Origin of the sequence: Rhodococcus sp. SBT000017 (genome assembly GCF_003688915.1) — a bacterium.
Lineage (GTDB): Bacteria > Actinomycetota > Actinomycetes > Mycobacteriales > Mycobacteriaceae > Rhodococcoides.
Map to the genome: position 1 here is coordinate 1,311,845 of NZ_REFU01000001.1, position 23,339 is coordinate 1,335,183.

Genomic DNA, 23,339 nt, shown 5'->3' on the forward strand with positions numbered 1-23,339 from the left:
TCGAGAACTCCCCCCGATCAGGAGACCGGTGGGTGCACCGCGCGCCAGTGCTCGGCGATGTCGATTCGTTTTGCGACCCACACCTTGTCGTGAGACCGAACGTGATCGAGAAAACGCTCGAGGGCGGCGATGCGAGCCGGCCTGCCGACCAGCCTGCAGTGCAGTCCGACCGAGAGCATCTTGGGGCTGCCGTTCTCCCCCTCGGCGTAGAGCACGTCGAACGCGTCCCGCAGATGCGCGTAGAACTCGTCCCCGGTCGAGAAACCGCCCGGCGAGGCGAATCTCATGTCGTTGGTGTCGAGGGTGTAGGGCACCACCAGATGATCGACCACCTCTGAGCCACGAGTGACCTTCTCCCAGTAAGGCAGATCGTCGGCGTAGGAATCCGAGTCGTACACGAATCCGCCGTGCTCGACGACGAGCGACCGGGTGTTCGGAGAGTCACGTCCGGTGTACCACCCGAGCGGGGCCGAGCCGGTGAGGCCCTGAAGGATGGCGACGGCCTCGGCCATGTGCTCGCGCTCGACGTTCTCGTCGATCTGTTGATAGGACAGCCACCGCAGTCCGTGACAGGCGATCTCGTGGCCCAATTCCGCCAGTGCGGCAACCACTTCCGGGTTTCGTTCCATGGCCTTCGCCACGGCGAACACCGTCAGGGGTAGGTCTCGCTTCTCGAACGCCCGCAGCACCCGCCACACGCCGGCCCTCGAGCCGTACTCGTACAGCGACTCCATGCTCATGTGACGGTTCGGAAAGGCTTGTGCCCCGATCATTTCCGACAGGAACGTCTCGGATTTGGTGTCACCGTCGAGGACGTTGTTCTCCGCACCCTCCTCGTAGTTGAGGACGAACTGGACCGCGATGTTGGCCTCACCCGGCCACTGCGCGTGCGGCGGCGTGCGGCCGTACCCCACCATGTCTCGGGGGTAGCTCAGCGGAAACTGGGTCAGCGGATGCGGAAGGCGCTCGGACGTCACCGCCGCAGTCTCTCACCGAAGTCGGCAGTCGCGCCGGGTGAGCACCCAACCCTGATGGCTACGACGGGCGGTCGTATGCCAATATTGTCCGAACGCGGCAGGCTCGACGCCTCGTGAAGGACGACTTCGAGAATTCATCACCCGAGAGGACCGACCGGTGGCAAATACCGAACTGGAATCCGCTTCGTACGACCCGGTCGTCGATACCCGCAACGAGGTGCCGGACGTGCCGTCCGCCGAGTGGGGTTGGAGTGGTGAATCGAACCGCGCGATGCGGGTGGCCGCTCTCGTCGTCGCCGCGTTCCTGCTGTTCATGATGATCGGCAACCACACCGGCAAGGTCGAGGATCTGTGGTTGATCGGATTCGCGGTGACGCTGGTCGGCCTCGTCGTGCGAGACGTGATCGTCCGCCGCAAGCCCCGCTAGCAACCGATTCAGTTCTCGGCTGCCAGCTGACCGCACGCCGCGGCGATTTCCTGACCGCGGGTGTCGCGGACGGTGCACGAGACCCCCTGCGCGATCACCCGTCGAACGAATTCTCGCTCCACCGGCTTCGGGCTGGCGTCCCACTCGCTGCCCGGAGTCGGATTGAGTGGAATCAGGTTCACGTGGACCCGCGAGCCGAGCGCCTTGTGCAGCTTCTTTCCCAGCATGTCGGCTCGCCACGGCTGATCGTTGACGTCTCGGATCATCGCGTACTCGATCGAGACCCGACGACCGGTCTGGTCGGCGTAGTAGCGCGCTGCGGACAGCACCTCGGCAACCGACCAACGGTTGTTGACGGGAACCAACGTGTCGCGGAGTTCGTCGTCGGGCGTGTGCAACGACACCGCCAGCGTCACCGACAATCCCTCGTCGGCCAGCTTGCGGATGGCCGGTGCCAGACCGACCGTCGACACCGTCACCGAACGCTGCGACAGGCCGAGCCCGTCGGGCGCAGGCGAGACGATCTTGCGCACCGCGGAGACGACCCGCTTGTAGTTGGCCAGCGGCTCGCCCATCCCCATGAACACCACGTTCGACAGACGACCCTCACCGCCGGGAACCACGCCGTCGCGCATGTCCGCAGCCGCCGAACGCACCTGATCCACGATCTCGGCCGTCGACAGGTTCCGGGTCAGGCCGGCCTGACCGGTGGCACAGAACGGGCAGGCCATTCCGCAACCGGCCTGGCTCGAGATGCAGAGCGTCGCGCGGTCCGGGTAGCGCATCAGGACGCTCTCGAGCAGAGTTCCGTCGTTGGCTTTCCACAGGGTCTTGCGTGTATCACCGTCGTCACACGCCAGATGTTTGATCGCCGTGAGCAAGGTCGGAAAGAGGTCGGCTCCCACCTTCTCGCGCGCCTCGGCAGGAAGATCCGTCATCTTCGTGGTGTCCGCTTCGAGGCGGCCGTAATAGTGCCGAGCCAATTGATCGGCGCGGAACGCAGGTAGACCGAGTGCCTTCACGGCCTCGCGCAATCCCTCTCTGTCGAGATCGGCGAGGTGGCGTGACGGCATGCCGCGACGTCGGTCGGTGAAGACCAGGGGGAGATTCGGCCTCGTCTGCTCGGTCGAAGTGTTCGTTGCGTCGGCGGCCTCACTCATGCCTCCATTGTCCACCCGATCGCCTCGCAGTCCTATTCGCGTCTGTTTCCGTCCGTTACCCGATGGGTATCGAGGTCGTGGCCGAATGCACGTGCATTCGGCCTTCACGTGCGAAAGGATCATCGACATGGCCACCAGAGCAGACGACAGCCACGAGACACCGCTGGACACATCCAAGGCGGTTCACCCCGGCGACCACAGCGCCTCGGGTGACCTCGCTCCGATCACGACTCCGGATTCGGACGGTCATTCCGCGCCGGATCCCGAGTTCGTCCCGGAGCCCCAGGCGAACAGTTCGTCCGACATCGCCCACACCCGCACCGCTGCGCTGTGGACCGGCCTGGTGGTCGGGGCCGTGGTCCTGGTGATTCTGCTCGTGTTCATCGTGCAGAATCTCGACTCCGTCACCGTGCAGATCTTCGCCTGGCAGCTCGATCTGCCATTGGGCATCAGCATGCTGCTGGCCGCGATCGCAGGCGCACTGGTGATGGCGATGGTCGGCGGAGCTCGAATCCTTCAGGTCCGACGCGCAGCGAAGAAGAAGTAGCGACACGAATCGTGAACACTATGTACAGAAGGTGGCGCGCAGCGACTGAATCGATCAGGCTGGAGGTGCCCCACTTCACTCGAGGAGCATGACGTGACAACTTTCATGGAGACACCCGTGGCATCCGGCGTTGCCCCCGACCGCGCCCGGTCCTGGCTGCTGGTTCCGGCCACCAAGCCCGAAACCTTCGGCGATGCCGTTGCGTCGGGAGTCGACGCCGTCATCCTCGACATCGAAGACGCAGTCGCTCCGGCCAAGAAGCCGGCCGCGCGCGACGCCGTCGTGCGGTGGCTCGGCGAAGGGAACTCGGCGTGGGTCCGCATCAACGATGCAACGACCCCTTACTGGGCCGATGACCTCGCCGCGTTGTCCGGCCTGTCCGGACTGGTCGGCGTCATGCTCGCCAAGACCGAGAGTGGCGGCCAGGTCGAAGCCACAGCTGCTCGCCTGGCACCCGGCACCCCGATCCTGGCACTGGTGGAGTCGGCGATGGGACTCGAAGCCGCAACCGAGATCGCTCGCGCAGATTCGACGTTCCGTCTCGCCTTCGGCAGCGGCGACTTCCGCCGCGACACGGGAATGAGTGACGACCCGCTGGCCATGGCCTACCCCCGTTCGCGCCTCGTCGTCTCCTCCCGCGCAGCGCGCATTCCGGGACCGATCGACGGGCCGACACTTACGGCCAACGACAGCATCCTCGGACGCGATGCCGCCCTGACCCTGTCGATGGGCATGACGGGCAAGTTGTGCATGCATTCGGAGCAGGCTGCCATCGTCAACCGCGAGCTCGCCCCGTCGCCCACGGACGTGTCGTGGGCTCGTGACGTCATCGATGCCCTCGGTGCCGACGGAGCGCACGTCAAGGACGGAAGCGACCTGCCTCGCCTGGCGAAGGCACTCAAGATCAACGAGCTGGCCGAGATCTTCGGGATTTCCGCCGCCTCCTGACGCCCCCGCAGTCGAGGTGCGTCTCCCGAGTCCCACCGGCTCGCTAGCGCAGCTCGATTCCGGTCGGCTTGTATCGAACGTGAACTCGATACCGGACGTCGAACGAGACACCGTCCACCGACTTCATGGCGTCGCGCGCAACGCGTGGTCCGAACTCGATTCCCAGCACATCGCGCAGTATGCGTCGATTCGGAAACGACCACCTCGTGTCGACGCGGGTGAGCGCAAAGCCCTGTGCATCGAAGAACGCCTCGACCGTCGACGGGTCGTAGTGCGGTAGATCCGCCCGCATCCAATCTCCGTACGGCGAGGCGGTCGCGTCCAGATCCACGACGACCAACGCTCCTCCCGGCGCGAGCACACGCATCGCGTCGACGATTCCCGGCCCGCAGCCCGGTCCGAAGAAGTACGCGGTGCGCGCATGGACGACGTCCACGGTGCCGTCGCCGATCGGGAGGGAATCCGCCTGAGCGGTCCTCACCTCGACGTTCGGCAGGTCCGCGACGCGCTTTCTCGCCGCGGCGGCGAGTGGTTCGTGCGGCTCGATGCCCAGTACCCGTTCGGCATCGGCCGCGAACATCGGAAGATGAAAGCCGCTTCCGCAGCCGACGTCGACGACCGTCTTCGCTGTCCAGTCCGCCACCGACCGGATCGTATCGAACAGAGCACCGTCGACGTCCTGAGCGCGGTTCTCCGCCTCGTACAGGTGCGGCCAGTTCCAGATGTTCGGGCTGGGGATCACCCCGGTGAGATCACTGCGCACGCCCGAGAGCAGTCTGCTCAGAGAAGCACGGTGAAGACGAGCCATGCCACGAAAGCCGAGGGCAACAGCGAATCGAGCCTGTCCATGATGCCGCCGTGGCCGGGCAACAGGGTGCCCATGTCCTTGATGCGAAGATCACGCTTGACCTGCGATTCGATCAGATCGCCCAACGTGCCGGTCACCACCAGGACGACACCGAGAAGGATGCCGATCATCGAGTTGGCCTCGAGGATGAGCGTGACGGTCAGTAGACATCCGATGATGCAGAAGATGAGCGACCCGACGAGCCCTTCCCAGGACTTCTTCGGGCTGATGGCCGGTGCCATCGGGTGCTTTCCGAACAACACACCCGCGATGTAGCCGCCGATGTCCGAACACACGACGCCGATGACGAACACCAGGATGCGGCCTGCGCCGTTGTCCTGCAGCACCATCAGCACGGTGAACGAGGCCAGCAGAGGCAGCCAACATGCCACCAGGACGGTGACGGAAAGTTCTTCGAGGTAATTCTTCGGAGCGGTTCCGAATCCCTGCCGCAGCAGCAGCCACACCATGCAGACCACGATGGTGCCGACCGCTGCGCTGAGTACACCGACTGCCCCGAACGGCCAGCCGAGCCAGATCATCGCCTGACCGCCGATGATGAGGGGAATGCGGGGCACGAGAACGCCGCCCTCACGCAGGCGCTTCGACACCTCGTAGGTTGCGACGGCCAACGCGACGGCCACCACCCCGATCCACACCAGCGGGACGAAGACGAGGACGAGAATCAGGCCGATACCCAACGACCCGCCGACTCCGATCGCGGCCGGCAGATTTCGGCCTGCCTTGCCCGTCGACTTCGCTGCGGCGACCCCGGACGAGGCAGCGGGCGTACCGCTGCCCTCCTGCCGATCCGGTCCCACCACTGTCGTCATCTCCTCGAAATTCATCGTCGTCCGTCGTGAAAAGCAGCTGTCGAGGTCGAGTCAGACCTCCATCAGCTCGCCCTCTTTGCGCTTGACGAGATCGTCCACGGAGGCGGTGTACTTCGCAGTGGTCTTGTCCAGATCGTTCTCGGCGCGGACGACCTCGTCCTCGCCTGCTTCGCCGTCCTTCTGGATTCGCTTGAGCTCTTCCATCGTCTTTCGGCGAACGTTGCGAATCGACACCTTCGCGTCCTCGCCCTTGCCCTTGGCCTGCTTGACGAATTCGCGGCGACGTTCCTCGGTGAGCTGCGGAACTCCAATTCGAATGAGGTTGCCGTCGTTGGTGGGATTGACACCGAGGTCGGAGTTGCGAATAGCGGTTTCGATGGGTCCGAGCTGACTGGACTCGTACGGCTTGATGACCACGAGGCGCGCTTCGGGGACGCTGATGCTGGCCAACTGAGTGATCGGCGTCGGAGCACCGTAGTACTCGATGACGATGCGGGAGAACATTCCGGGGTTGGCACGTCCGGTGCGAATCGAGGACAGATCGTCACGTGCAACCGATACGGCCTTTTCCATCTTCTCTTCGGCGTCGAAGAGAGCTTCGTCAATCACGATCTGTCCTCCATCGTCTTCGTCTTCGATTCGCTCACGTCACCGTCGGCAACGATCACGACGTGACCAGCGTGCCGATCTTCTCACCGGACACAGCGCGAGCAATATTTCCCTGAATCAGCAAATTGAACACCAGCATCGGCATCTGATTGTCCATGCACAGGCTGAAGGCCGTCGCGTCGGCAACCTTGAGTCCCTGTTCGATGGCCTCGCGGTGCGTGATGGTGTCGAACATCGTCGCATCGGGGTCGAGGCGCGGATCGGCCGAATACACGCCGTCGACTGCCTTGGCCATCAACAACACCTCGGCACCGATTTCCAGCGCGCGCTGCGCAGCCGTGGTGTCGGTGGAGAAATACGGCATGCCCATGCCTGCTCCGAAGATCACGACGCGACCCTTCTCCAGGTGCCGTCGCGCGCGGAGCGGAAGGTACGGCTCGGCGACCTGACCCATGGTGATTGCCGTCTGCACCCTGGTTGCCACTCCCTGCTTCTCCAGGAAATCCTGCAGCGCAAGGCAATTCATGACGGTACCGAGCATGCCCATGTAGTCCGAGCGAGACCTGTCCATGCCGCGCTGCTGCAGTTCCGCACCACGGAAGAAATTGCCACCGCCGATCACCACGGCGACCTGCACTCCGGTGGCCACCACCTCGGCAATCTGCTCGGCAACGTTGTTCACGACATCCGGATCGAGGCCGACCTGGCCGCCTCCGAACATCTCCCCACCCAGTTTGAGCATCACGCGTCGGAACCCGGGACGGTCAGGGGCCGGATCGGTCATAGCTCTCCTCGGTACTCGTCGAACACTACGGTTTCCTCTTGGATCATCCTGCCCTATCGAAGCCCGGGTGGTGGACAGGGCTCCGACATGCACACCCACCTGCCCTGCGCACGAGCGATGCCGCCCACTCGATGGAATCGAATGAACGGCATCGCCTCGACCGAACCGGTGTGCAGACTAGCTGGCACCGACCTCGAACCGTGAGAAGCGGGTGATGGTCACGCCTGCCTCGTCGAGAATGGCCTTGACGGTCTTGTTGCCGTCCTGCACCGACTTCTGTTCGGTGAGAACGACGTCCTTGAAGAATCCGTTGACGCGACCTTCGACGATCTTCGGCAGTGCCTGCTCCGGCTTGCCTTCTTCGCGAGCGGTCTCCTCGGCGATGCGACGCTCGGCGGCCACCAGATCCTCGGGGACCTCGTCGCGCGTGACGTACTTGGCCTTGAGGGCCGCGATCTGCATCGCGGCAGCGCGCGCAGCGTCGCCCGCGGCATCGCCGTCACCGGTGTACTCGACCAGCACGCCGACAGCAGGCGGCAGGTCCGCGCTGCGCTTGTGCAGGTACGTCGCGGTGTTGCCGTCGTAGGACACGACGCGACGCAGCTCGAGCTTCTCGCCGATCTTCGCCGACAGCTCGTTCAGAGCCGTTTCGACAGTCTTGCCGTTCAGGTCGAGCGCCTTGAGGGCATCGACATCGGCCGGCTTGCCTGCTGCAGCCGTCGCCGCAACGGACGCGGCGAACGTCTGGAACTCGTCGTTCTTGGCCACGAAGTCGGTCTCGGAGTTGATCTCCACGAGCACTCCACCCTCGGCGACGACGAGGCCTTCGGCGGTGTTGCGCTCGGCGCGCTTGCCGACGTCCTTGGCACCCTTGATACGCAGGTACTCGACGGCCTTGTCGTAGTCGCCGTCGTTCTCGGCGAGCGCGTTCTTGCAGTCCATCATTCCGGAGCCGGTGAGCTCACGGAGCCGCTTGACGTCGGCGGCAGTGTAGTTCGCCATCGTGGGCGAGCCTCCTCAAAGTCTGGGTACGGGCGTTGACGAAAAATGCTGTTCTCGGGCCGTGATCGACGGGCTCACTACGGAGCCGTACCGACCACAACCCTGACATACCGAAGCGGCCCCGGCCCACCCCTGAGGGTGAACCGGGACCGAATTCGATCAAGCCTGAGCGGCCGGTGCTTCTTCTGCTGCCGGCGCTTCTTCTGCGGCCGGGGCATCGGCTGCGGGAGCCTCTGCTGCCGGAGCTTCCGCTGCGGGAGCATCGGCTGCCGGTGAAGCCTGAGCGAGCTGCTCGAGCTCCCACTCGGCGAGGGGCTCGCCTGCGGCGACCTCGGGCTTGGCGTCGGATGCAGTGTTCTGACCTGCTCGCGCCTGCACGCCCTCGGCAACTGCGGATGCGACGACCTTGGTCAGCAGCGCAGCGGAACGGATCGCGTCGTCGTTACCCGGGATCGGGTAGTCGACCACGTCGGGATCGCAGTTGGTGTCGAGGATCGCGATGACCGGGATGTTCAACTTGCGCGCCTCGGCAACCGCGAGATGCTCCTTGTTGGTGTCGACGATCCAGATGGCCGACGGAACCTTGGACATGTCCCGGATGCCACCGAGGGTGCGGTCGAGCTTGGTCATCTCACGCGTGAGCATGAGGATTTCCTTCTTGGTGCGACCCTCGAAGCCACCGGTCTGCTCCATTGCCTCGAGCTCCTTGAGGCGGAGCAGACGCTTGTGGACCGTCTGGAAGTTGGTGAGCATGCCACCGAGCCAGCGCTGGTTCACGTAGGGCATACCCACGCGAGTTGCTTCAGCGGCGATGGACTCCTGCGCCTGCTTCTTGGTGCCGACGAACAGAACCGTGCCGTTGTGGGCGACGGTCTCCTTGACGAACTCGTAAGCCTTGTCGATGAAGGTCAGAGTCTGCTGCAAGTCGATGATGTAGATGCCGTTGCGGTCGGTGAAGATGAATCGCTTCATCTTCGGGTTCCAGCGACGGGTCTGGTGTCCGAAGTGTGTGCCGCTGTCGAGCAGCTGCTTCATTGTTACTACAGCCATGGCTGAAGAACTCTCTTTCGATGGTGCGGTTGACGCAGAGTGTCGGTGACCTCTGCCCTGGCGGCCGCTGAAGTTGCCGGACCTGACACCACGAAGATCTCAGGACCGCCGACAACCGGTTCTCGTATCGGTGATTCTGCTCGAAGCAGACGATGCGATGGAAGCGGACGCGCGAAGTCGACCCGTGCACGCACAGGCCGCAAGTGACCAGTGTAGACCTGCCACCGCCCCCGTCATAACCAGGCCCGACTGTCAAGAGTTTCCGAGGCCTGTGGACAAAGAAATTCCCTGTCCACAAATCACCTCCGGGTTCGTTCGGTCGCTCGGATCCGGGAGATGGTGGACGGGTGAACATCTCTCTCCCGCGCCGCGCACTCGCGGTGTGCCTCGCGACCGCAGTAGCGCTCGCGACGCCGGTCGCAGCGGCGCAGACAGGCGCATTCGCCTGGCCGCTGGCTCCTAAGCCGCAGGTCGTCACCCCGTTCGACCGTCCCGAGCAGAATTGGCTGCCGGGCCACCGTGGTGTCGACCTCGCCGCGGAGGAAGGCCAGTCGGTACTGGCCGTCGCCGACGGCACCGTGGTGTTCGCCGGGTCGGTCGCGGGCAAGCCCGTCGTATCGGTGGATCATCCGGGCGGACTGCGATCGACGTACGAACCGGTGCTGGCCTCGGTCACCCCCGGCGCGCGCGTCCGGCGAGGGGCCGTGCTGGGTTCGTTGGCATCGGGGCACGAGAGCTGCTCGTCGACGTGCCTTCACTGGGGCATCAGACGTGGTCGCGACTATCTCGATCCCACGGCGTTGGTGCGCGCGAGTCCGATCAGGTTGAAACCCCTCGACGACGAGGGCAGATGATCGTCAGCGCTGTGGGCCGGAGTGCCTGCCGGACGCCGCGGGAAAGTCGTCGGCCACCATGGCGGCGAGTTCGACGAACGCGCTTCGAGTCTGGGGACGCAACTGGTCGAGATCGACCACGGCACCCTCGGCGAGGTGCTCGTCGAAGGGAACCACCAGGACGGCGCGGCAGCGCTCGAGGAAGTGCTGTTGCAGCAAGTTCATGTCCACCGCCGACGAACCCGGGCGAACCGAGCTGATCACCACCACGGTCCGCTCCACCAGATGGCCGTAGCCGTGCAGCTCGAGCCAGTCCAGCGTCGCTGCAGCACTGCGCGCACCGTCGACCGCGGGCGAGCTGACCAGAACCAGCGCATTCGCCAGTTGCAGCACCCCGTTCATCGCCGAGTGCATGATCCCGGTACCGCAATCGGTCAGGATCAGGTTGTAGTACACCTGCAGCATGTCGATGACGGCGCGGTAGTCCTCCTCGCCGAACATCTCCGACGCGGCCGGGTCGCGCTCGCCGGCCAACACTTCGAGTCGACTCGGTGCCTGCGAGGTGTGCTCGCGGATGTCGGAGTAGCGACGAATGTGCGGTGCGGCGGCCAGCAGATCACGCACGGTCGACGACGTCTGACGCGGAACTCGCTCCCCCAGGGTGCCGAAGTCGGGGTTCGCGTCCACGGCGATGACGCAATCTCCGCGCAGCGACGCGAACGTCGACCCGAGACCGAGAGTGGTCGTCGTCTTGCCGACGCCACCCTTGAGTGACAGGAACGCGATCCGGTAGTCGCCGAGCACCGGCTGCCGAATGCGTTCGACCTGGTTTCGGTACCGCTCTTCCGCCGTCGATTCGCCGGGGTTGATGACGCCGCCGGTGAGCCGGTGCACCCCTCGCCGCCAGCCCGAGTTCGACGCTCGTTTAGGGCGCTTGAGCAACGAATCCGCGCCCAGATCCTGACTGTTGGGTCGATACGCGTTGGGTGCCCCCGACCACGGTTGCGGCGACCATCGATCGGGCTGCGTTCGAGAGTCCTCGGTGTGCGGCGGCACCGGCAGGTACCGGTCCGGCTGCACGGCCGGTGGCCCGGGCTCGAGCGGCACCGGCGGGTTGTATCGCGGCGGCAGGGGCCGACGGTCGCCCGAGTCGGGTGTCTGCCAGGGCGGCGGCTGCCGAGGCGTCGAGCGGGGAGTGGACATCGAATCCGACGATACGGGCCCGCTGCCGTTGTCGCGTGCACTGTCCGACCGAGCAGGGGGATTCTGATGGTCGGCGGCAGAGCCGTTACGGACATGCATGGACCACGTCTCCGAAGTACCTTGCGGTCGGTCGCGGTCCACGGTCCCCCGTATTCGGTGTAGTCAGTCGCTCACGACGCTACCAAACGTTGTGCCGCCGACGCTCGGCTCACGCTCGGGGATGAGCCTGATCGTGCACGGCCCTCAGCCGTTCGACCGACACGTGTGTGTAGATCTGAGTGGTCGCCAGCGAGGCGTGACCGAGCAGCTCCTGCACCACCCTCAGATCGGCTCCTCCTTCGAGCAGGTGAGTTGCCGCTGTGTGCCGCAGGCCGTGCGGGCCGAGGCTGGGACCACCAGGGACGGTGTCCAGCACTGCATGTACCGCCGTTCGGGCCTGCCGTTGATCGAGCCGTCCACCTCGACGTCCCAACAGCAATGCCGCACCGGATCGATCGCAGGCCAGTTCGGGCCTGCCGCTGACCAGCCAGTTCTCTACCGCATGCGCGGCCGGCGCACCGTAGGGAGCCGAGCGTTCCTTGTTGCCTTTGCCGATCACGCGGATCAGGCGACGCTCGGTGTCCACATCGTCGACATCGAGTCCGCACAGCTCCCCGACGCGCACGCCGGTTGCATACAGCAGCTCGACGATGAGCCTGTCCCGCAGCGCGATGGGTTCGAGCTCGGCGGCACCCGATTCGGCAGCGGCCAATGCGTCCGCCGCCTGGCTGTGGCGAAGAACACCGGGCAACGTGCGGTGGCCTGCCGGTCCGGCCAGGCGTTCCGCCGGTGCCACCGCCACCGCTCCCACCCGTTCGAGCCACTTCCCGAAGGTCCTCGCCGACGAGGTTCGCCTCGCCATCGACGTTCTGGCCGACCCGGCGGCCGAGTGCGTGGCCAACCACGAACGGACCGCGCGGAGGTCGAGGTCGGCGATCGTCGCATCCGGCGAGGACTCCGCGAAGTGAGCGAGCAACGAACGAGCATCGGAGACGTAGGCCCGGATGGTGTGCTCGGATCGCTCTCGACCGAGTCGCAGGTGCTCGGCGAACTCCTCGACGTGAATGTCGAGGTGAGACGGCAGCGAATCGGTCATCGGCTCAGCTTGGGCGCTGGCAGGCCGCGCGACAACCGGACACGCCGTCCGGCACGGGTTGTCGCCGGATCAGGCGTCGACTCCGGATTCGGCCTGTGCGAGTTCGCGCTTCCACACCCGGAACGTCTCCTCTGTTCGGCCGCGGCGCCAGTAGCCCGAGATCGAGGCCCACTCGGCGCCGACCCCGCGCTCCTTACGGATGTAGGGCCGGATGTTGTGCATGACGGCCTGCGCTTCTCCGTGCACGAAGACCTGAGCTTGCCCCGGCAGCCATTCCGTTTCCTTCACCGCTGCGATCAGGGGCGCGTTGTCTCCGGCCCGGTCGTCTCCGACCTCGTTCGAGGACGCACCCCGGTGGACCCAGGTCACATCGACGACGGCGAGCGTCTCCATGTAGATCTCGTCGTGCCGGTCGGCAACTTCGATGAAAACCTTGGCGACGGCGTCTTCCGGGAGCGCCTCGACGGCAGCAGCGATCGCCGGAATCGCCGATTCGTCGCCGGCGAACAGGTGCCAGTCCGCGTCGGGGCGCGGGGCGTACCCACCGGACGGGCCGAAGAACGACATCTCGTCCCCCGGCTTCGCCCGGGTGGCCCACGGCCCCGCGACTCCCTCGTCGCCGTGCACCACGAAGTCGATGGCGATCTCCCGCGCGCCGGTGTCGACCGAGCGAACGGTGTACGTGCGCATGATCGGTTCGTCATCGGTCCCGAAGAACAACTTGACGTAGGCGTCGGTCTCGTCGATCGCATCGAAGTCGTCGAAGTTGGCCCCACCCAGATACACCCGGTGCATGTGCGGAGTGAGCGCTTCGGTGCGCAGGACGGACAGGGTGGTTTTCTTACGTGGCACTTCGGACCCCTCTTCGAGCGAACGACGCCGATACCCGATGCATCGACTAAGCATTACCTAACACCCTACCGTTCGGGCTCGGGGTAGTGGTGCGCTCATCCACGCACCACGCGGAACCATCCGGTCTCGTCGCTGGCCACGAATCCGTCCATCTCCAGTACCGGTAGGGATGCGCGCACCTTGCTCAGCGGCACACCGGAGTGCTCGGACAACTCTCGACTCGACAGTGATCCGGTTGCCGGTAACGCGTCGTAGATCAACAGGGCGGTGTCCGAGAGCGCATCGGTCTCACGGAAGAGGTCGGGCCGAGATTCCTCCGGGGACCCGAGAGCGCCTGCCTCGGCGACCACGTCGTGAGAGCTCGACACCAGCACGGCCTCGCCGTCCCGGATCATGCGGTGACAGCCCGTGGACGTGGGCGACGTAACCGGTCCCGGGACCGCCAGCACCGGCCGACCCAGTTTCGCTGCCCAGGCCGCCGTGTTGCGAGCACCGCTGCGCCACCCGGCCTCGACGACCACCACAGCCGATCCGAGTGCCGCGACGAGCCTGTTGCGAGCGAGGAAACGATGCTTCGCCGGGGTCGTGCCCGGCGCGTATTCACTCAGAACCAGGCCGTGAGCCGCGATCTGCCGCAGCAGCCGCGAATGGCCCGCTGGATACGCACGATCGACGCCACAGGCGAGTACCGCCATCGTCGTCCCCTCGACTCCGAGAGCCGCTCGATGTGCCGCGGCATCGATGCCGAACGCTGCTCCCGAGATGACGGTCCAGCCGTCGAGCGCCAGATCGGCGGATATCTCCGCCGTCACATGATCACCGTACGGACTCGACGCGCGTGTCCCGACAATGGACACCGACCGCTCTGTGATCGTTGCCACGGGCCGAGTTCCCAGCGCCCACAACGCAATCGGTGGACAGGTGTCCACCCCTGCCGTCATACCAGGGCCGTCGAATCCGAGGAAACGCCATGCCGGCCACTCGTCGTCGTCCGGCGTGATCAATCGGCCTCCGAGCGCAGCGATGTGATCGAGGTCTGCTGCCGCGGTGTCGATGTGGGCACGAACCGCAAGTCGCTCCCCCAACCCGCCGGCCCGCACTGCTTCTGCCGTCGATTCGGGACCGTGAGCTGCGGCATGATCGACCACCGGTCGGTGCGGGCCCTGCGCCACGCGAGACAGATACGCCCAGGCGAGTCGGCGCGAGTCGTCCGTCATGCCACTCCCCTGTCCCGGAAGTCCAACGCGGCTCCGACCTCGTCGGCACCGGGGACCGAGCCGCCTGCGAGATCGTTCAGCGTCCACGCCACCCGAATGGCGCGGTCTGCACCGCGTGCGGTGAGCGATCCGTTGCGCAATGCGCGCTCGACCGGAGCGAGCGTCGAGCGCGCCAATCGAAATCGTTGACGCAGAGCGGGTCCTGGAACCTCCGCATTGGTCCTCCAACCGAACTCCCGCCACCGCTGCGCAGCGGCGTCCCTGGCCCCGGTCACACGCGCGCGAATCTCGCTCGTGCCCTCACCGACCTCGTCGACCAATGCGCCTGTCGCGACACCCATCATCTGAATGCGCAAATCGACGCGGTCCAGCAACGGCCCGGACAGCTTGCCGAGATACTTGCGTCGCGCTGTGGGCGGGCAGACGCAGTCGACCTGCCGCGCCGGCGCACACGGGCACGGATTGGCTGCGAGAACCAACTGAAATCTGGCCGGATACCTGGCCACACCGTCGCGACGAGCAATACGAATCTCGCCGTCCTCCAACGGAGTACGCAGTGCCTCGAGTACCCGAACGCTCATCTCGGCGCATTCGTCCAGAAACAGGACTCCGCGGTGTGCGCGGCTGACCGCTCCCGGTTTGGCCATTCCGGTTCCGCCCCCGACCAATGCGCTCACCGAGGTCGAATGGTGCGGCGCGATGAAAGGCGGTGACGTGATGAGCGGCCGCGCCGTGGTCAACAGGCCCGCCACCGAGTGGATGGCTGTCACTTCGAGCGCTTCCGATTCGGTCAGCGGCGGGAGAATCCCCGGAAGACGTTGCGCGAGCATCGTTTTTCCGATTCCCGGTGGCCCGGTCAGCATGATGTGATGTGCGCCTGCGGCGGCGACCTCCAGGGCCCATCGCGCATCCGCCTGTCCGGCGACATCACTGAGGTCCGGGTAGATCTCCTCGTGCCACTCGGTCGGGATGGGTGATTCGAGGGCCTGCTCACCACGAAGCCAGGCCACCACGTCCCCGAGCGAACCCGCACCCAGCACCTCGATTCCGTCCACCAAGCCCGCTTCGGGCAGACACTGCAGCGGAACGATCACCCGCTGCCAGCCCGCACTCTTGACCGCGAGCACCCCGGGCAGGACCCCACGAACTGCACGCAGCCTGCCGTCGAGTGCCAACTCACCCAGAAACACGGTGTCGGACAGGCATCCGCGCGGAATCGCCTTCGCGGCATCGAGAACCGACAATGCGAGTGCAAGGTCGTACACCGATCCGCCCTTCGGCAGAGTCGCGGGCGACAGCGCGAGAATCACCCGGCTGTCCGGCCACGTGCCACCCGAATTCTTCACCGCTGCTTTGACCCGATCACGCGATTCGTTGAGAGCAGTGTCGGGCAACCCGACCAGATGCGTACCGGGCAGGCCCTGCCCGATATCGGCTTCGATTTCCACCAGCACCCCGTCGACCCCGTTGACCGCCACCGAGTGGGCCCGTCCGAGCGGCATCAGAATGCGGACCGAACGTGCGTGATGACCGGTTCGACGTTGCGACCGACCACTATTGCGATCACGTCGAACCTGATCTGCACCCACGGTCCCTGCTGCAACGAAAGCCACCGCAGCGCGAGCCCTCTGATTCGAGTCTGTTTCGTGTACGTCACCGCTTCGGCGGGCGTTCCGTATCCGATTCCCGATCGAGTCTTCACTTCGACGAACACCACTGTGTCGCCTTCGCGCGCGATGATGTCGAGTTCGCCGGATCGATGCCGCCAGTTCCGCTCGATCACATCCAGTCCGATGTCCTCGAGATGGCGCACCGCGAGTTCCTCACCGCGTGCACCGAGTTCCTGGTTGGTTGCCATGTCCGCCGTTCCTCCACTCTCCGACCGTGCATTGCGGCCGATTCGGTCGTCTCGACGGTGACACGACCGAAAAGAGGAGAACCGAAGAAAGTGCAGGTGGGAGATTGCCCTGTGGACAACTACTCGACTGTGGACGAACCGTTCGATTGCCGGCGGCGATTCGTCCGCTGTGTCGGACCGCCGTGCTAGGGCTCGAGGGTGTCCGAGTTAACGGGTGAGAGCAGACCCGATACGCAAAAAGCTCCGTCCGAATTCGGACGGAGCTGATGCGGTGTATCGGTACCGACAACGAAGGTACCGATACGAAAAACGTGGTGCGGAGACTTCAATGCCTCGTTCGGCGAGGACGGTCAGTGAGCAGCCTCGTAGGCTGCCTGCACATCCTGGCTGATGCGACCACGGGCACTGACCTCGTGGCCGTTCTCGCGTGCCCACGCTCGAATGTCCTGCAGATCGACCTTGCCGCGAACCGGTGCTGCTGCAGCGCCGCCCTTACGGGTGCGGCGTCCGGAAATCTTCTCGGCATGCTCGATCCAGAATGCCAACTGTTCGTGCAATTCGTTGGCATGCTTGAGATTCAAATCGATGCGGTACTGGTTTCCACCGATGCCGAATTCGATGGATTCACCTTGGCCGTCTTTGATGACCGATCCGTCTACATCGTCGATCATCTGCACAAGTGTCTTGCGTGCCATCTCGTACCTCTTACACGTCTGGGGGATGTGATATTCAAGTTCTACCACCCATTCTCGTATTCACGCAAAGAACTGCAGGCGTTTCGCAACGTGTCGAATCGACGAATATCGGTGCAGAAATTGATCAGCTTTTCGAGTGCGTAATCGATGAAATCGAATAGTGCTGTGGCGCAATTGGTTTCATGGGCACAGCCACGCGCACCGTTCGACCGCGAACGAATTTCCGCGACACCGAGCACGAAAACAGAACATGCGGACCGATTTGGCCGGGTGTCCAGCTTTTCGTGTGGCAATACAACCGGAACAACAACGATCGCATCGAATCAGGCGGTTCGCAGCCCTCCGCTCCTACGCCGGGCGTGGCACGGTCACTCGAGTCCGACGCTCGGGAGCCTCAGCTACTCCGCACCGGACGAGGAGAGCTATTCCGGCAGACGAAGATCTGGTTTGTCCAACTCTTCGATGTTGACGTCCTTGAAGGTGATCACCCGGACATGCTTGACGAAACGGGCGGGGCGATACATGTCCCACACCCACGAGTCGGACATTCGCAATTCGAAGTAGATTTCACCGTCGGCGTTGTGCGGAATGAGTTCGACGGAGTTCGCCAGATAGAACCGACGCTCGGTTTCGACGACGTAGTTGAACTGACCCACGATGTCCCGGTACTCGCGATACAGCGAGAGCTCCATCTCGGTTTCGTACTTTTCGAGATCTTCGGCACTCATCGGTCTCTTTCATCCTCCAGTCGGGCGTGAACAGCAATCATCGCGCACCTGCGTCGCGGCAGTCCATTCGCCCCAGTGCGTCGACCCCGGGAGTGGAGCCTGCGGAACGACCCTCAGACAAATCACGAGAGAGCCCCGCGGCCGCCGCTGCGACATTTGCATAGGACATTCGATGTTCACCGCTGGGCCCGAGTGCCGTCATCGCGGCGGAATGCGCGCGCGTGCTGTACCCCTTGTGCACGGCGAATCCGTAGCCGGGAATCGTCTCGTCGAGCTGAACCATCAATCGATCCCGGGAGACCTTCGCCAGCACGCTCGCCGCGGCGATGCACGCCGCGGTGGCGTCGCCGCCGATCACCGGTAACGACGGAACCGGAAGACCGGGTACTCGAAAGCCGTCGGTGAGTACGTAGCCCGGGGTCATGCCGAGCCCGGCAACCGCGCGTCGCATTCCTTCGATGTTCGCCACGTGGACTCCGATGCGGTCGACCTCCGCCGCATCGATCGACACCACGCTCCACGCCAGTGCCAGCCTCTGGATCTTGGGAAAGAGCTCCTCGCGTCGTCGCTCGGTCAACTTCTTCGAGTCGTCCAGGTCCGCGAGAGCTGCATGAGCCCGCGCACCGAGAACACACGCCGCGACGGTCAGCGGACCGGCGCATGCTCCTCGTCCCGCTTCGTCGACTCCCGCGACCGGTCCGAGACCACTGCGCTCCAGCGCCGATTCCATCGTCCGTAAGCCGGCCGCTCGCCGGATGATCGGACGCGGCGGCCACGACGACCGAGTCAGTGTTGCGCGCGCACGCGGCGCACGTCGAGGGGTTGCCGTCATCGACCCTGGATGTCGGGAGAATCCAGGATGCCGGTTCGTGACGGCGGCAGCGCGATGAACACGGCCTTACCGATCACGTTGTCGAGGGGAACGGTGCCGGTGAACTCGTCGGTGACGTGGTACCGGGAATCTCGCGAGTTGCTCCGGTTGTCACCCATGACCCAGATGTTGCCGTCCGGCACGGTGACGGGGTCGAAGCATCGTCCGGACTTCAACTCGGTGTCGCACGTCATCGTCCCCGGGGTGAACGGAAAATCCATCTGAATGTACGGCTCGTCCAACGGCTGTCCGTCGACGAGAACTCGACCCTGGTCGTCGCAGCATTCGACGGTTTGACCGCCGGTGGCAATGACGCGCTTGACCAGATCGTTCTCGTCGGGAGCGACAACTCCGATCAACGAGCCGACCTCCTGTGCCCCACGAATCACCGAATTGTCGGACCGCTGAGACACGAATTCGTCGTTCCACGAATCCGGGCCACGGAAGACGACGATGTCACCGGGCTTCGGGTCACCGAACCGGTATCCGATCTTCTCCACCACGATGCGGTCACCGGTGCAGCCGTTGCAGCCGTGCAAGGTCGGCTCCATCGATTCGGACGGGATCAGATACACCCGGGCGACGAATGTCTGGAGCAGGAAACTCAGTACCAGCGCTACCAGAATGAGAATGGGAAGCTCACGCCAGAACGATCGGGGCTTGCGTTCCCGACGCGTCTTCCGTGAAGACTCGTCGTCGGGCTCGTCGGTTGGATCCTGTGGGGACTGCGTCACGTGATCAGGTTAGCCGGAACCGTCGCCCGCACGGCCGGACGGTCTGCGCACCGGCGGTTCGCGGCGGTCGATCCGCTCGTCGGCGGGGTGAAAGGCGGGACGAGCGTGGGCGGAAAGCACCATGCCGCGTCGCCCTGACGGGCAACGCGGCATGGTGTGAACTGATGTGTCCGGGCGGAACCGGTCAGCGCTTTTCCTTGATCTTGGCGGCCTTGCCACGCAGATCGCGGAGGTAGTAGAGCTTGGCGCGACGGACGTCACCACGGGTGAGGACCTCGAACTGCGCGATGTTGGGGCTGTGCACCGGGAAGGTGCGCTCGACGCCGACGCCGAACGAGACCTTGCGGACCGTGAACGTTTCGCGAACGCCACCGCCCTGACGTCGGATGACGACGCCCTTGAAGATCTGAATGCGCTCCTTCGAGCCTTCGATGACCTTGACGTGCACGTTCAGCGTGTCGCCGGGGCGGAAATCGGGGATGTCGCTACGCAGCGACTGATTGTCGAGAAAGTCCAGAGTGTTCATCGGTTGTGCCATCCTTGCGTTCTGCGCATGAGTAGAGGAACCGAGCGGCTCGCTGATGCAACGGCTCGACTGGTTCGTACTCCGAGTGAGGTCCGTGCCTGCTAGAGGCAACCCGACCATTGTGCCAGACCATCAGGCGTTCGACGAAATCGGCGCTTCTCGGCCTGCAGCCGCTCCACTCGCCATCGGCGCAGGTAATACCGTCCGCGACAATTCGTCCTCGGTGGCCTCACGCGCATGCACGATGCTCGGCTTCCCGGCGATCGCGTCCTGGAGATAGATCTTGGCCCGGATGATCGGCCGTCGCCACCGCTTCTCTCGGCGCAGAGCGCGTTCCATCTTCTTCGGCCTGGTGGTGTAGCGCCACCTCGCCCACGGTGCGCTCGGCCTGCTCAACCGCACTGCGGCCAGAACGAGGATCGGCAGGACGAACAGCCCGAGCAGTCCGGTCCAGATCTTCCCCTTGAGCAGGACGATGACCCCGAGCGCGAGATTGGCCAGGGCCAACACCACCACGGTGCCGCGCACCCACGGGTCGGGATCGGCCCGGAAATCGGCCGGGCTCAACAACTCCAGAGGGTGGAAGCCGAGCAGCAGCAGGCCGGTGAACGCCACTGCTGCGAACACGGCGTCCACCGACGTGCGGCCCTGTTCGGACCAGTAGACATCACGGAGATAGAAGATCAACGCGAACTCGTCGAGGACGAGCGCCGCGCCGATACCGAAGATCGCCGCCAGCACCGCCCCGACCGACTCGGAACCGTCGACGTACACCGCGATCAAGCCGATCCCCGCCAGCAGCATCAGCACGATTCCGAACACGACGTGGTGGATGTGCTGACCGCCGGGCGTGATGTTTCCCGGCCACCACTTCACATCCGCGCGAATCATCCTGACGCTGAGCCGAATCAGCAGGAATCCCACCAACAGTCCGAGCAGGAAACACAGCAGCGGCAGGCGGCCGTGATCGATGACCCCGTGTTGCAACCACCTCACGTGTGCCTCACGTCCTTCCTGCCGAACGGCCGAACGACCGGTGAATCGCGTTTCAGACTATTCGCGTCCGGGACCGCCGAGGGCAGCAACGACAGAGGTGCCGCTCGCTATTTTCCGAAACCCGCCTTCCGCAACGCGTCGGCCATCGAACCAGCAGCCGGTGCCGCTGCGCCTGCGCCCCCGGCCGTTCGGCGATCCCGCTGCGGGCGTGCGTCTCGCCCGCGGCCGGCCTGATTCGCCCCCGCGGCCCGTCCCTGGCCTCGAGGACGGTCACCCTGCTGTCCGCGGGCGGCGTCCTTGCCGCCTGCCGCACCGGGTTCGTCGTCCAGCCGCAGACTCAGACCGATGCGCTGACGGGGGATGTCGACCTCCATCACCTTGACGCGCACGACGTCGCCGGACTTGACGACCTCGCGCGGGTCCTTGACGAAGTTGTGCGACATCGCCGAGACGTGCACCAGCCCGTCCTGATGCACACCGACGTCGACGAATGCCCCGAACGCCGCCACATTGGTCACGACTCCCTCGAGCGTCATGCCCGGCTTCAGGTCGGCGACCTTCTCGATACCGGCGGCAAAGGTCGCGGTCTTGAACTCGGGACGAGGATCGCGTCCCGGCTTCTCGAGTTCGGAGATGATGTCGGTGACGGTGGGCAGACCGAATCGGTCGTCGGCGAATTCGGCTGGGTCGAGTGAGCGCAGCAGTGTCGTGTTGCCGATGACCTCCCGCACCCCGACGCCGGCCTTGCCGACGATGCGCCGCACGACGGGATAGGCCTCGGGGTGCACGCTCGACCGATCGAGTGGATCCTCTCCCCCGGAGATGCGGAGGAACCCGGCGCACTGCTCGAAAGCCTTGGGGCCCAGGCGCGGAACGTCCTTGAGCGTGCTGCGGCTGGAGAACGGACCGTTCTGGTCGCGGTGCGCCACGATGCTCTCGGCAAGAGAGCCGGCGATACCGGAGACCCGCGAGAGCAACGGAACCGACGCGGTGTTGACGTCGACGCCGACGGCGTTCACCGCGTCCTCCACGACGGCACCGAGTGATCGGGCCAGCAGAGTTTCGGAAATATCGTGCTGATACTGCCCCACACCGATGGACTTGGGATCGATCTTGACCAGCTCGGCCAACGGATCCTGCAATCTGCGGGCGATCGAGACGGCACCGCGGATCGACACATCCAGTTCGGGCAACTCGCTCGAGGCGTAGGCGGAGGCGGAGTACACCGACGCTCCGGCCTCGGACACCACCACCTTGGTCAGATTGGCGGCAGGGAACTTGGCGATCAGTTCTGCTGCCAGAGAGTCGGTTTCACGCGATGCGGTGCCGTTGCCGATGGCGATCAATTCCACCTTGTGCTTGGCGGCCAGGCCGGCGAGGGTGGCCACCGCCTGATCCCACTTGCCCTGCGGTTTGTGCGGGTAGATGGTGTCGAAGTCGACGACCTTTCCGGTGGCGTCGACGATGGCGACCTTGGTGCCGGTCCGGAAGCCCGGGTCCAGGCCCATGGTCGTGCGGTTGCCCGCCGGCGCGGCGAGGAGCAGGTCCTTGAGGTTGCTCGCGAACACGTCGACGGCGTCCTTCTCGGCGGATTGGCGCAGTCGCATGCGGGTATCGAGGGAGACGGTCACCAGCATCTTGGTGCGCCACGCCCATCGGACGGTATCGAGCAGCCACTTGTCGGCGGGCCGTCCTCGATTCGCGATCCCGAATTTGGTGGCGATTCGACCCTCGTAGACGCTCGGCACCCCGGGGGTCGGTTCGTCACGCTCGGGCTCGAAGCCGAGCGAGAGTATTTCTTCCTTCTCGCCTCTGAGCGTGGCGAGGATGCGGTGCGAGGGCAGGCTCGTGAACGGTTCCGAGAACTCGAAGTAATCGGAGAACTTGGCACCCTCTTCCTCCTTGCCCTTGCGAACCGACGCGACGAGCTTGCCGGACGTCCACACCAGTTCGCGCAGTTCACCCACCAGATCCGCGTCCTCGGCGAAACGCTCGACGAGAATCGCCCGTGCGCCGTCGAGTTGCTCCTGATCGAACTGAGCCGGGTCGGTGGTGGGGTCGGAGAACAGGGCGTCGGCGACGGGCTCGTGCCCCGCCTCCCGCGCAATCTGAGCCTTGGTTCGACGCTTGGGCTTGAACGGCAGATAGATGTCTTCGACGCGCGCCTTGGTGTCGGCCAGCATCAACGACTGCTCGAGCGCGGCGTCGAGCTTGCCCTGTGAGCGGATGGACTCGATCACGGCGTCTCTGCGCTCGTCGAGCTCGCGCAGGTACCGCAGCCGCTCGTCGAGCTGACGCAGTTGCGTGTCGTCGAGGGTGCCGGTGACTTCCTTGCGGTAGCGCGCGATGAACGGGACCGTAGACCCGCCGTCGAGCAGCTCCACGGCGGCACGAACCTGTTCTTCACGAACGTCGAGTTCTTCGGCTATGCGCTTGTTCACAGATTTCAGAGCAGTGGTCACGGCGATGGACCCTACCGCTACTGTGGGACAAGTCGGTCAGCGGTT

At 64.8% G+C, this 23,339-nt stretch carries 25 protein-coding genes; 4 read left to right on the forward strand and 21 right to left on the reverse strand.

Annotated features, from left to right (window positions below):
* Positions 1-17 precede the first annotated feature (17 nt).
* Entirely contained in the window at positions 18-917 is a 900-nt protein-coding gene (puuE, locus tag AYK61_RS05825) for an allantoinase PuuE (RefSeq protein WP_183130411.1), read from the reverse strand.
* A gap of 217 nt (positions 918-1,134) precedes the next feature.
* Here puuE and AYK61_RS05830 point away from each other — a divergent pair, with 217 nt between their 5' ends.
* Entirely contained in the window at positions 1,135-1,404 is a 270-nt protein-coding gene (locus tag AYK61_RS05830) for a DUF2631 domain-containing protein (protein ID WP_121870134.1), read from the forward strand.
* Positions 1,405-1,412: 8 nt separating this feature from the next.
* On the opposite strand, the gene rlmN is transcribed toward AYK61_RS05830, so the two are convergent.
* Positions 1,413-2,564: a 23S rRNA (adenine(2503)-C(2))-methyltransferase RlmN gene (gene rlmN / locus AYK61_RS05835; protein WP_121870135.1), complete on the reverse strand. Its 1,152-nt coding sequence runs from the start codon at positions 2,562-2,564 to the stop codon at positions 1,413-1,415.
* Positions 2,565-2,691: 127 nt separating this feature from the next.
* On the opposite strand from rlmN, the gene AYK61_RS05840 reads away from it, so the two are divergent.
* Positions 2,692-3,111, forward strand: coding sequence for a lipopolysaccharide assembly LapA domain-containing protein (locus tag AYK61_RS05840; RefSeq protein ID WP_121872484.1), 420 nt, complete (start codon positions 2,692-2,694; stop codon positions 3,109-3,111).
* Positions 3,112-3,216: 105 nt separating this feature from the next.
* Positions 3,217-4,059 carry a CoA ester lyase gene (locus AYK61_RS05845; protein WP_121870136.1) on the forward strand — a complete coding sequence of 281 codons (843 nt, stop codon included), beginning with the start codon at positions 3,217-3,219 and terminating at the stop codon, positions 4,057-4,059.
* Between the two features lie 43 nt (positions 4,060-4,102).
* On the opposite strand, the gene AYK61_RS05850 is transcribed toward AYK61_RS05845, so the two are convergent.
* The 6 genes from AYK61_RS05850 to rpsB all read right to left on the reverse strand — a co-directional run bounded on the left by AYK61_RS05850 (position 4,103) and on the right by rpsB (position 9,184).
* Entirely contained in the window at positions 4,103-4,801 is a 699-nt protein-coding gene (locus tag AYK61_RS05850) for a class I SAM-dependent methyltransferase (RefSeq protein ID WP_237669137.1), read from the reverse strand.
* A 38-nt stretch (positions 4,802-4,839) separates the two neighbouring features.
* Positions 4,840-5,754, reverse strand: coding sequence for a phosphatidate cytidylyltransferase (locus AYK61_RS05855; RefSeq protein WP_121870138.1), 915 nt, complete (start codon positions 5,752-5,754; stop codon positions 4,840-4,842).
* Between the two features lie 36 nt (positions 5,755-5,790).
* Positions 5,791-6,348, reverse strand: a complete 558-nt coding sequence (gene frr / locus AYK61_RS05860) for a ribosome recycling factor (protein ID WP_121870139.1) — start codon at positions 6,346-6,348, stop codon at positions 5,791-5,793.
* Between the two features lie 55 nt (positions 6,349-6,403).
* Complete coding sequence (pyrH, locus tag AYK61_RS05865) at positions 6,404-7,132, reverse strand: UMP kinase (RefSeq protein WP_032397808.1); 729 nt, start codon at positions 7,130-7,132, stop codon at positions 6,404-6,406.
* A 177-nt stretch (positions 7,133-7,309) separates the two neighbouring features.
* Positions 7,310-8,134, reverse strand: a complete 825-nt coding sequence (gene tsf, locus AYK61_RS05870; RefSeq protein WP_037189637.1) for a translation elongation factor Ts — start codon at positions 8,132-8,134, stop codon at positions 7,310-7,312.
* Positions 8,135-8,293: 159 nt separating this feature from the next.
* A complete protein-coding gene (gene rpsB / locus AYK61_RS05875; protein WP_121870140.1) occupies positions 8,294-9,184 on the reverse strand; it encodes a 30S ribosomal protein S2 in 891 nt (296 codons plus the stop codon).
* Between the two features lie 347 nt (positions 9,185-9,531).
* On the opposite strand from rpsB, the gene AYK61_RS05880 reads away from it, so the two are divergent.
* Positions 9,532-10,038 (forward strand): M23 family metallopeptidase, encoded by a 507-nt coding sequence (locus tag AYK61_RS05880; protein WP_183130177.1) that lies wholly within the window; start codon positions 9,532-9,534, stop codon positions 10,036-10,038.
* Positions 10,039-10,041: 3 nt separating this feature from the next.
* Here the strand turns inward: AYK61_RS05880 and AYK61_RS05885 are convergent, their stop codons facing one another.
* The 13 genes from AYK61_RS05885 to AYK61_RS05950 form a co-directional block, all read right to left on the reverse strand.
* Complete coding sequence (locus AYK61_RS05885) at positions 10,042-11,220, reverse strand: MinD/ParA family protein (RefSeq protein WP_310886813.1); 1,179 nt, start codon at positions 11,218-11,220, stop codon at positions 10,042-10,044.
* A 208-nt stretch (positions 11,221-11,428) separates the two neighbouring features.
* Positions 11,429-12,355 carry a tyrosine recombinase XerC gene (locus AYK61_RS05890; protein WP_121870142.1) on the reverse strand — a complete coding sequence of 309 codons (927 nt, stop codon included), beginning with the start codon at positions 12,353-12,355 and terminating at the stop codon, positions 11,429-11,431.
* A 69-nt stretch (positions 12,356-12,424) separates the two neighbouring features.
* Entirely contained in the window at positions 12,425-13,207 is a 783-nt protein-coding gene (locus AYK61_RS05895; protein ID WP_121870143.1) for a siderophore-interacting protein, read from the reverse strand.
* A gap of 95 nt (positions 13,208-13,302) precedes the next feature.
* The gene (gene dprA, locus AYK61_RS05900; RefSeq protein ID WP_121870144.1) at positions 13,303-14,424 is read right to left on the reverse strand and encodes a DNA-processing protein DprA; all 1,122 of its coding nucleotides are present in this window, start codon (positions 14,422-14,424) and stop codon (positions 13,303-13,305) included.
* Positions 14,421-15,926: a YifB family Mg chelatase-like AAA ATPase gene (locus AYK61_RS05905; RefSeq protein WP_121870145.1), complete on the reverse strand. Its 1,506-nt coding sequence runs from the start codon at positions 15,924-15,926 to the stop codon at positions 14,421-14,423. Before AYK61_RS05905 ends, dprA begins: the two co-directional genes overlap by 4 nt.
* On the reverse strand, positions 15,926-16,282 hold the full coding sequence (locus tag AYK61_RS05910; protein ID WP_121870146.1) for a YraN family protein: 357 nt from the start codon (positions 16,280-16,282) through the stop codon (positions 15,926-15,928). Before AYK61_RS05910 ends, AYK61_RS05905 begins: the two co-directional genes overlap by 1 nt.
* Positions 16,283-16,632: 350 nt before the next feature.
* Entirely contained in the window at positions 16,633-16,977 is a 345-nt protein-coding gene (locus tag AYK61_RS05915) for an Lsr2 family protein (RefSeq protein ID WP_037189646.1), read from the reverse strand.
* Positions 16,978-17,399: 422 nt separating this feature from the next.
* Positions 17,400-17,705, reverse strand: coding sequence for a DUF2469 domain-containing protein (locus AYK61_RS05925; RefSeq protein ID WP_008717288.1), 306 nt, complete (start codon positions 17,703-17,705; stop codon positions 17,400-17,402).
* 37 nt (positions 17,706-17,742) lie between these two features.
* Complete coding sequence (locus tag AYK61_RS05930; RefSeq protein ID WP_121870148.1) at positions 17,743-18,537, reverse strand: ribonuclease HII; 795 nt, start codon at positions 18,535-18,537, stop codon at positions 17,743-17,745.
* Positions 18,534-19,310 (reverse strand): signal peptidase I, encoded by a 777-nt coding sequence (lepB, locus tag AYK61_RS05935; protein WP_121870149.1) that lies wholly within the window; start codon positions 19,308-19,310, stop codon positions 18,534-18,536. Before lepB ends, AYK61_RS05930 begins: the two co-directional genes overlap by 4 nt.
* 184 nt (positions 19,311-19,494) lie before the next feature.
* A complete protein-coding gene (gene rplS, locus AYK61_RS05940) occupies positions 19,495-19,836 on the reverse strand; it encodes a 50S ribosomal protein L19 (protein WP_027496692.1) in 342 nt (113 codons plus the stop codon).
* Positions 19,837-19,968: 132 nt separating this feature from the next.
* Complete coding sequence (locus tag AYK61_RS05945; RefSeq protein WP_121872486.1) at positions 19,969-20,823, reverse strand: hypothetical protein; 855 nt, start codon at positions 20,821-20,823, stop codon at positions 19,969-19,971.
* 116 nt (positions 20,824-20,939) lie between these two features.
* Positions 20,940-23,294, reverse strand: a complete 2,355-nt coding sequence (locus tag AYK61_RS05950) for a Tex family protein (protein WP_121870150.1) — start codon at positions 23,292-23,294, stop codon at positions 20,940-20,942.
* Between the last annotated feature and the right edge of the window lie 45 nt (positions 23,295-23,339).

Coding starts and splice junctions, on each gene's coding strand:
- AYK61_RS05845 (WP_121870136.1), top strand. CDS start 3,217: ATGGAGACACCCGTGGCATCCGGCGTTGCCCCCGACCGCGCCCGGTCC.
- tsf (WP_037189637.1), bottom strand. CDS start 8,134: ATGGCGAACTACACTGCCGCCGACGTCAAGCGGCTCCGTGAGCTCACC.
- AYK61_RS05915 (WP_037189646.1), bottom strand. CDS start 16,977: ATGGCACGCAAGACACTTGTGCAGATGATCGACGATGTAGACGGATCG.
- AYK61_RS05905 (WP_121870145.1), bottom strand. CDS start 15,926: ATGCCGCTCGGACGGGCCCACTCGGTGGCGGTCAACGGGGTCGACGGG.
- AYK61_RS05925 (WP_008717288.1), bottom strand. CDS start 17,705: ATGAGTGCCGAAGATCTCGAAAAGTACGAAACCGAGATGGAGCTCTCG.
- AYK61_RS05840 (WP_121872484.1), top strand. CDS start 2,692: ATGGCCACCAGAGCAGACGACAGCCACGAGACACCGCTGGACACATCC.
- pyrH (WP_032397808.1), bottom strand. CDS start 7,132: ATGACCGATCCGGCCCCTGACCGTCCCGGGTTCCGACGCGTGATGCTC.
- AYK61_RS05890 (WP_121870142.1), bottom strand. CDS start 12,355: ATGACCGATTCGCTGCCGTCTCACCTCGACATTCACGTCGAGGAGTTC.
- rplS (WP_027496692.1), bottom strand. CDS start 19,836: ATGAACACTCTGGACTTTCTCGACAATCAGTCGCTGCGTAGCGACATC.
- rpsB (WP_121870140.1), bottom strand. CDS start 9,184: ATGGCTGTAGTAACAATGAAGCAGCTGCTCGACAGCGGCACACACTTC.
- rlmN (WP_121870135.1), bottom strand. CDS start 2,564: ATGAGTGAGGCCGCCGACGCAACGAACACTTCGACCGAGCAGACGAGG.
- AYK61_RS05885 (WP_310886813.1), bottom strand. CDS start 11,220: ATGTCCACTCCCCGCTCGACGCCTCGGCAGCCGCCGCCCTGGCAGACA.
- puuE (WP_183130411.1), bottom strand. CDS start 917: ATGGTGGGGTACGGCCGCACGCCGCCGCACGCGCAGTGGCCGGGTGAG.
- AYK61_RS05930 (WP_121870148.1), bottom strand. CDS start 18,537: ATGACGGCAACCCCTCGACGTGCGCCGCGTGCGCGCGCAACACTGACT.
- AYK61_RS05855 (WP_121870138.1), bottom strand. CDS start 5,754: ATGAATTTCGAGGAGATGACGACAGTGGTGGGACCGGATCGGCAGGAG.
- AYK61_RS05910 (WP_121870146.1), bottom strand. CDS start 16,282: ATGGCAACCAACCAGGAACTCGGTGCACGCGGTGAGGAACTCGCGGTG.
- dprA (WP_121870144.1), bottom strand. CDS start 14,424: ATGACGGACGACTCGCGCCGACTCGCCTGGGCGTATCTGTCTCGCGTG.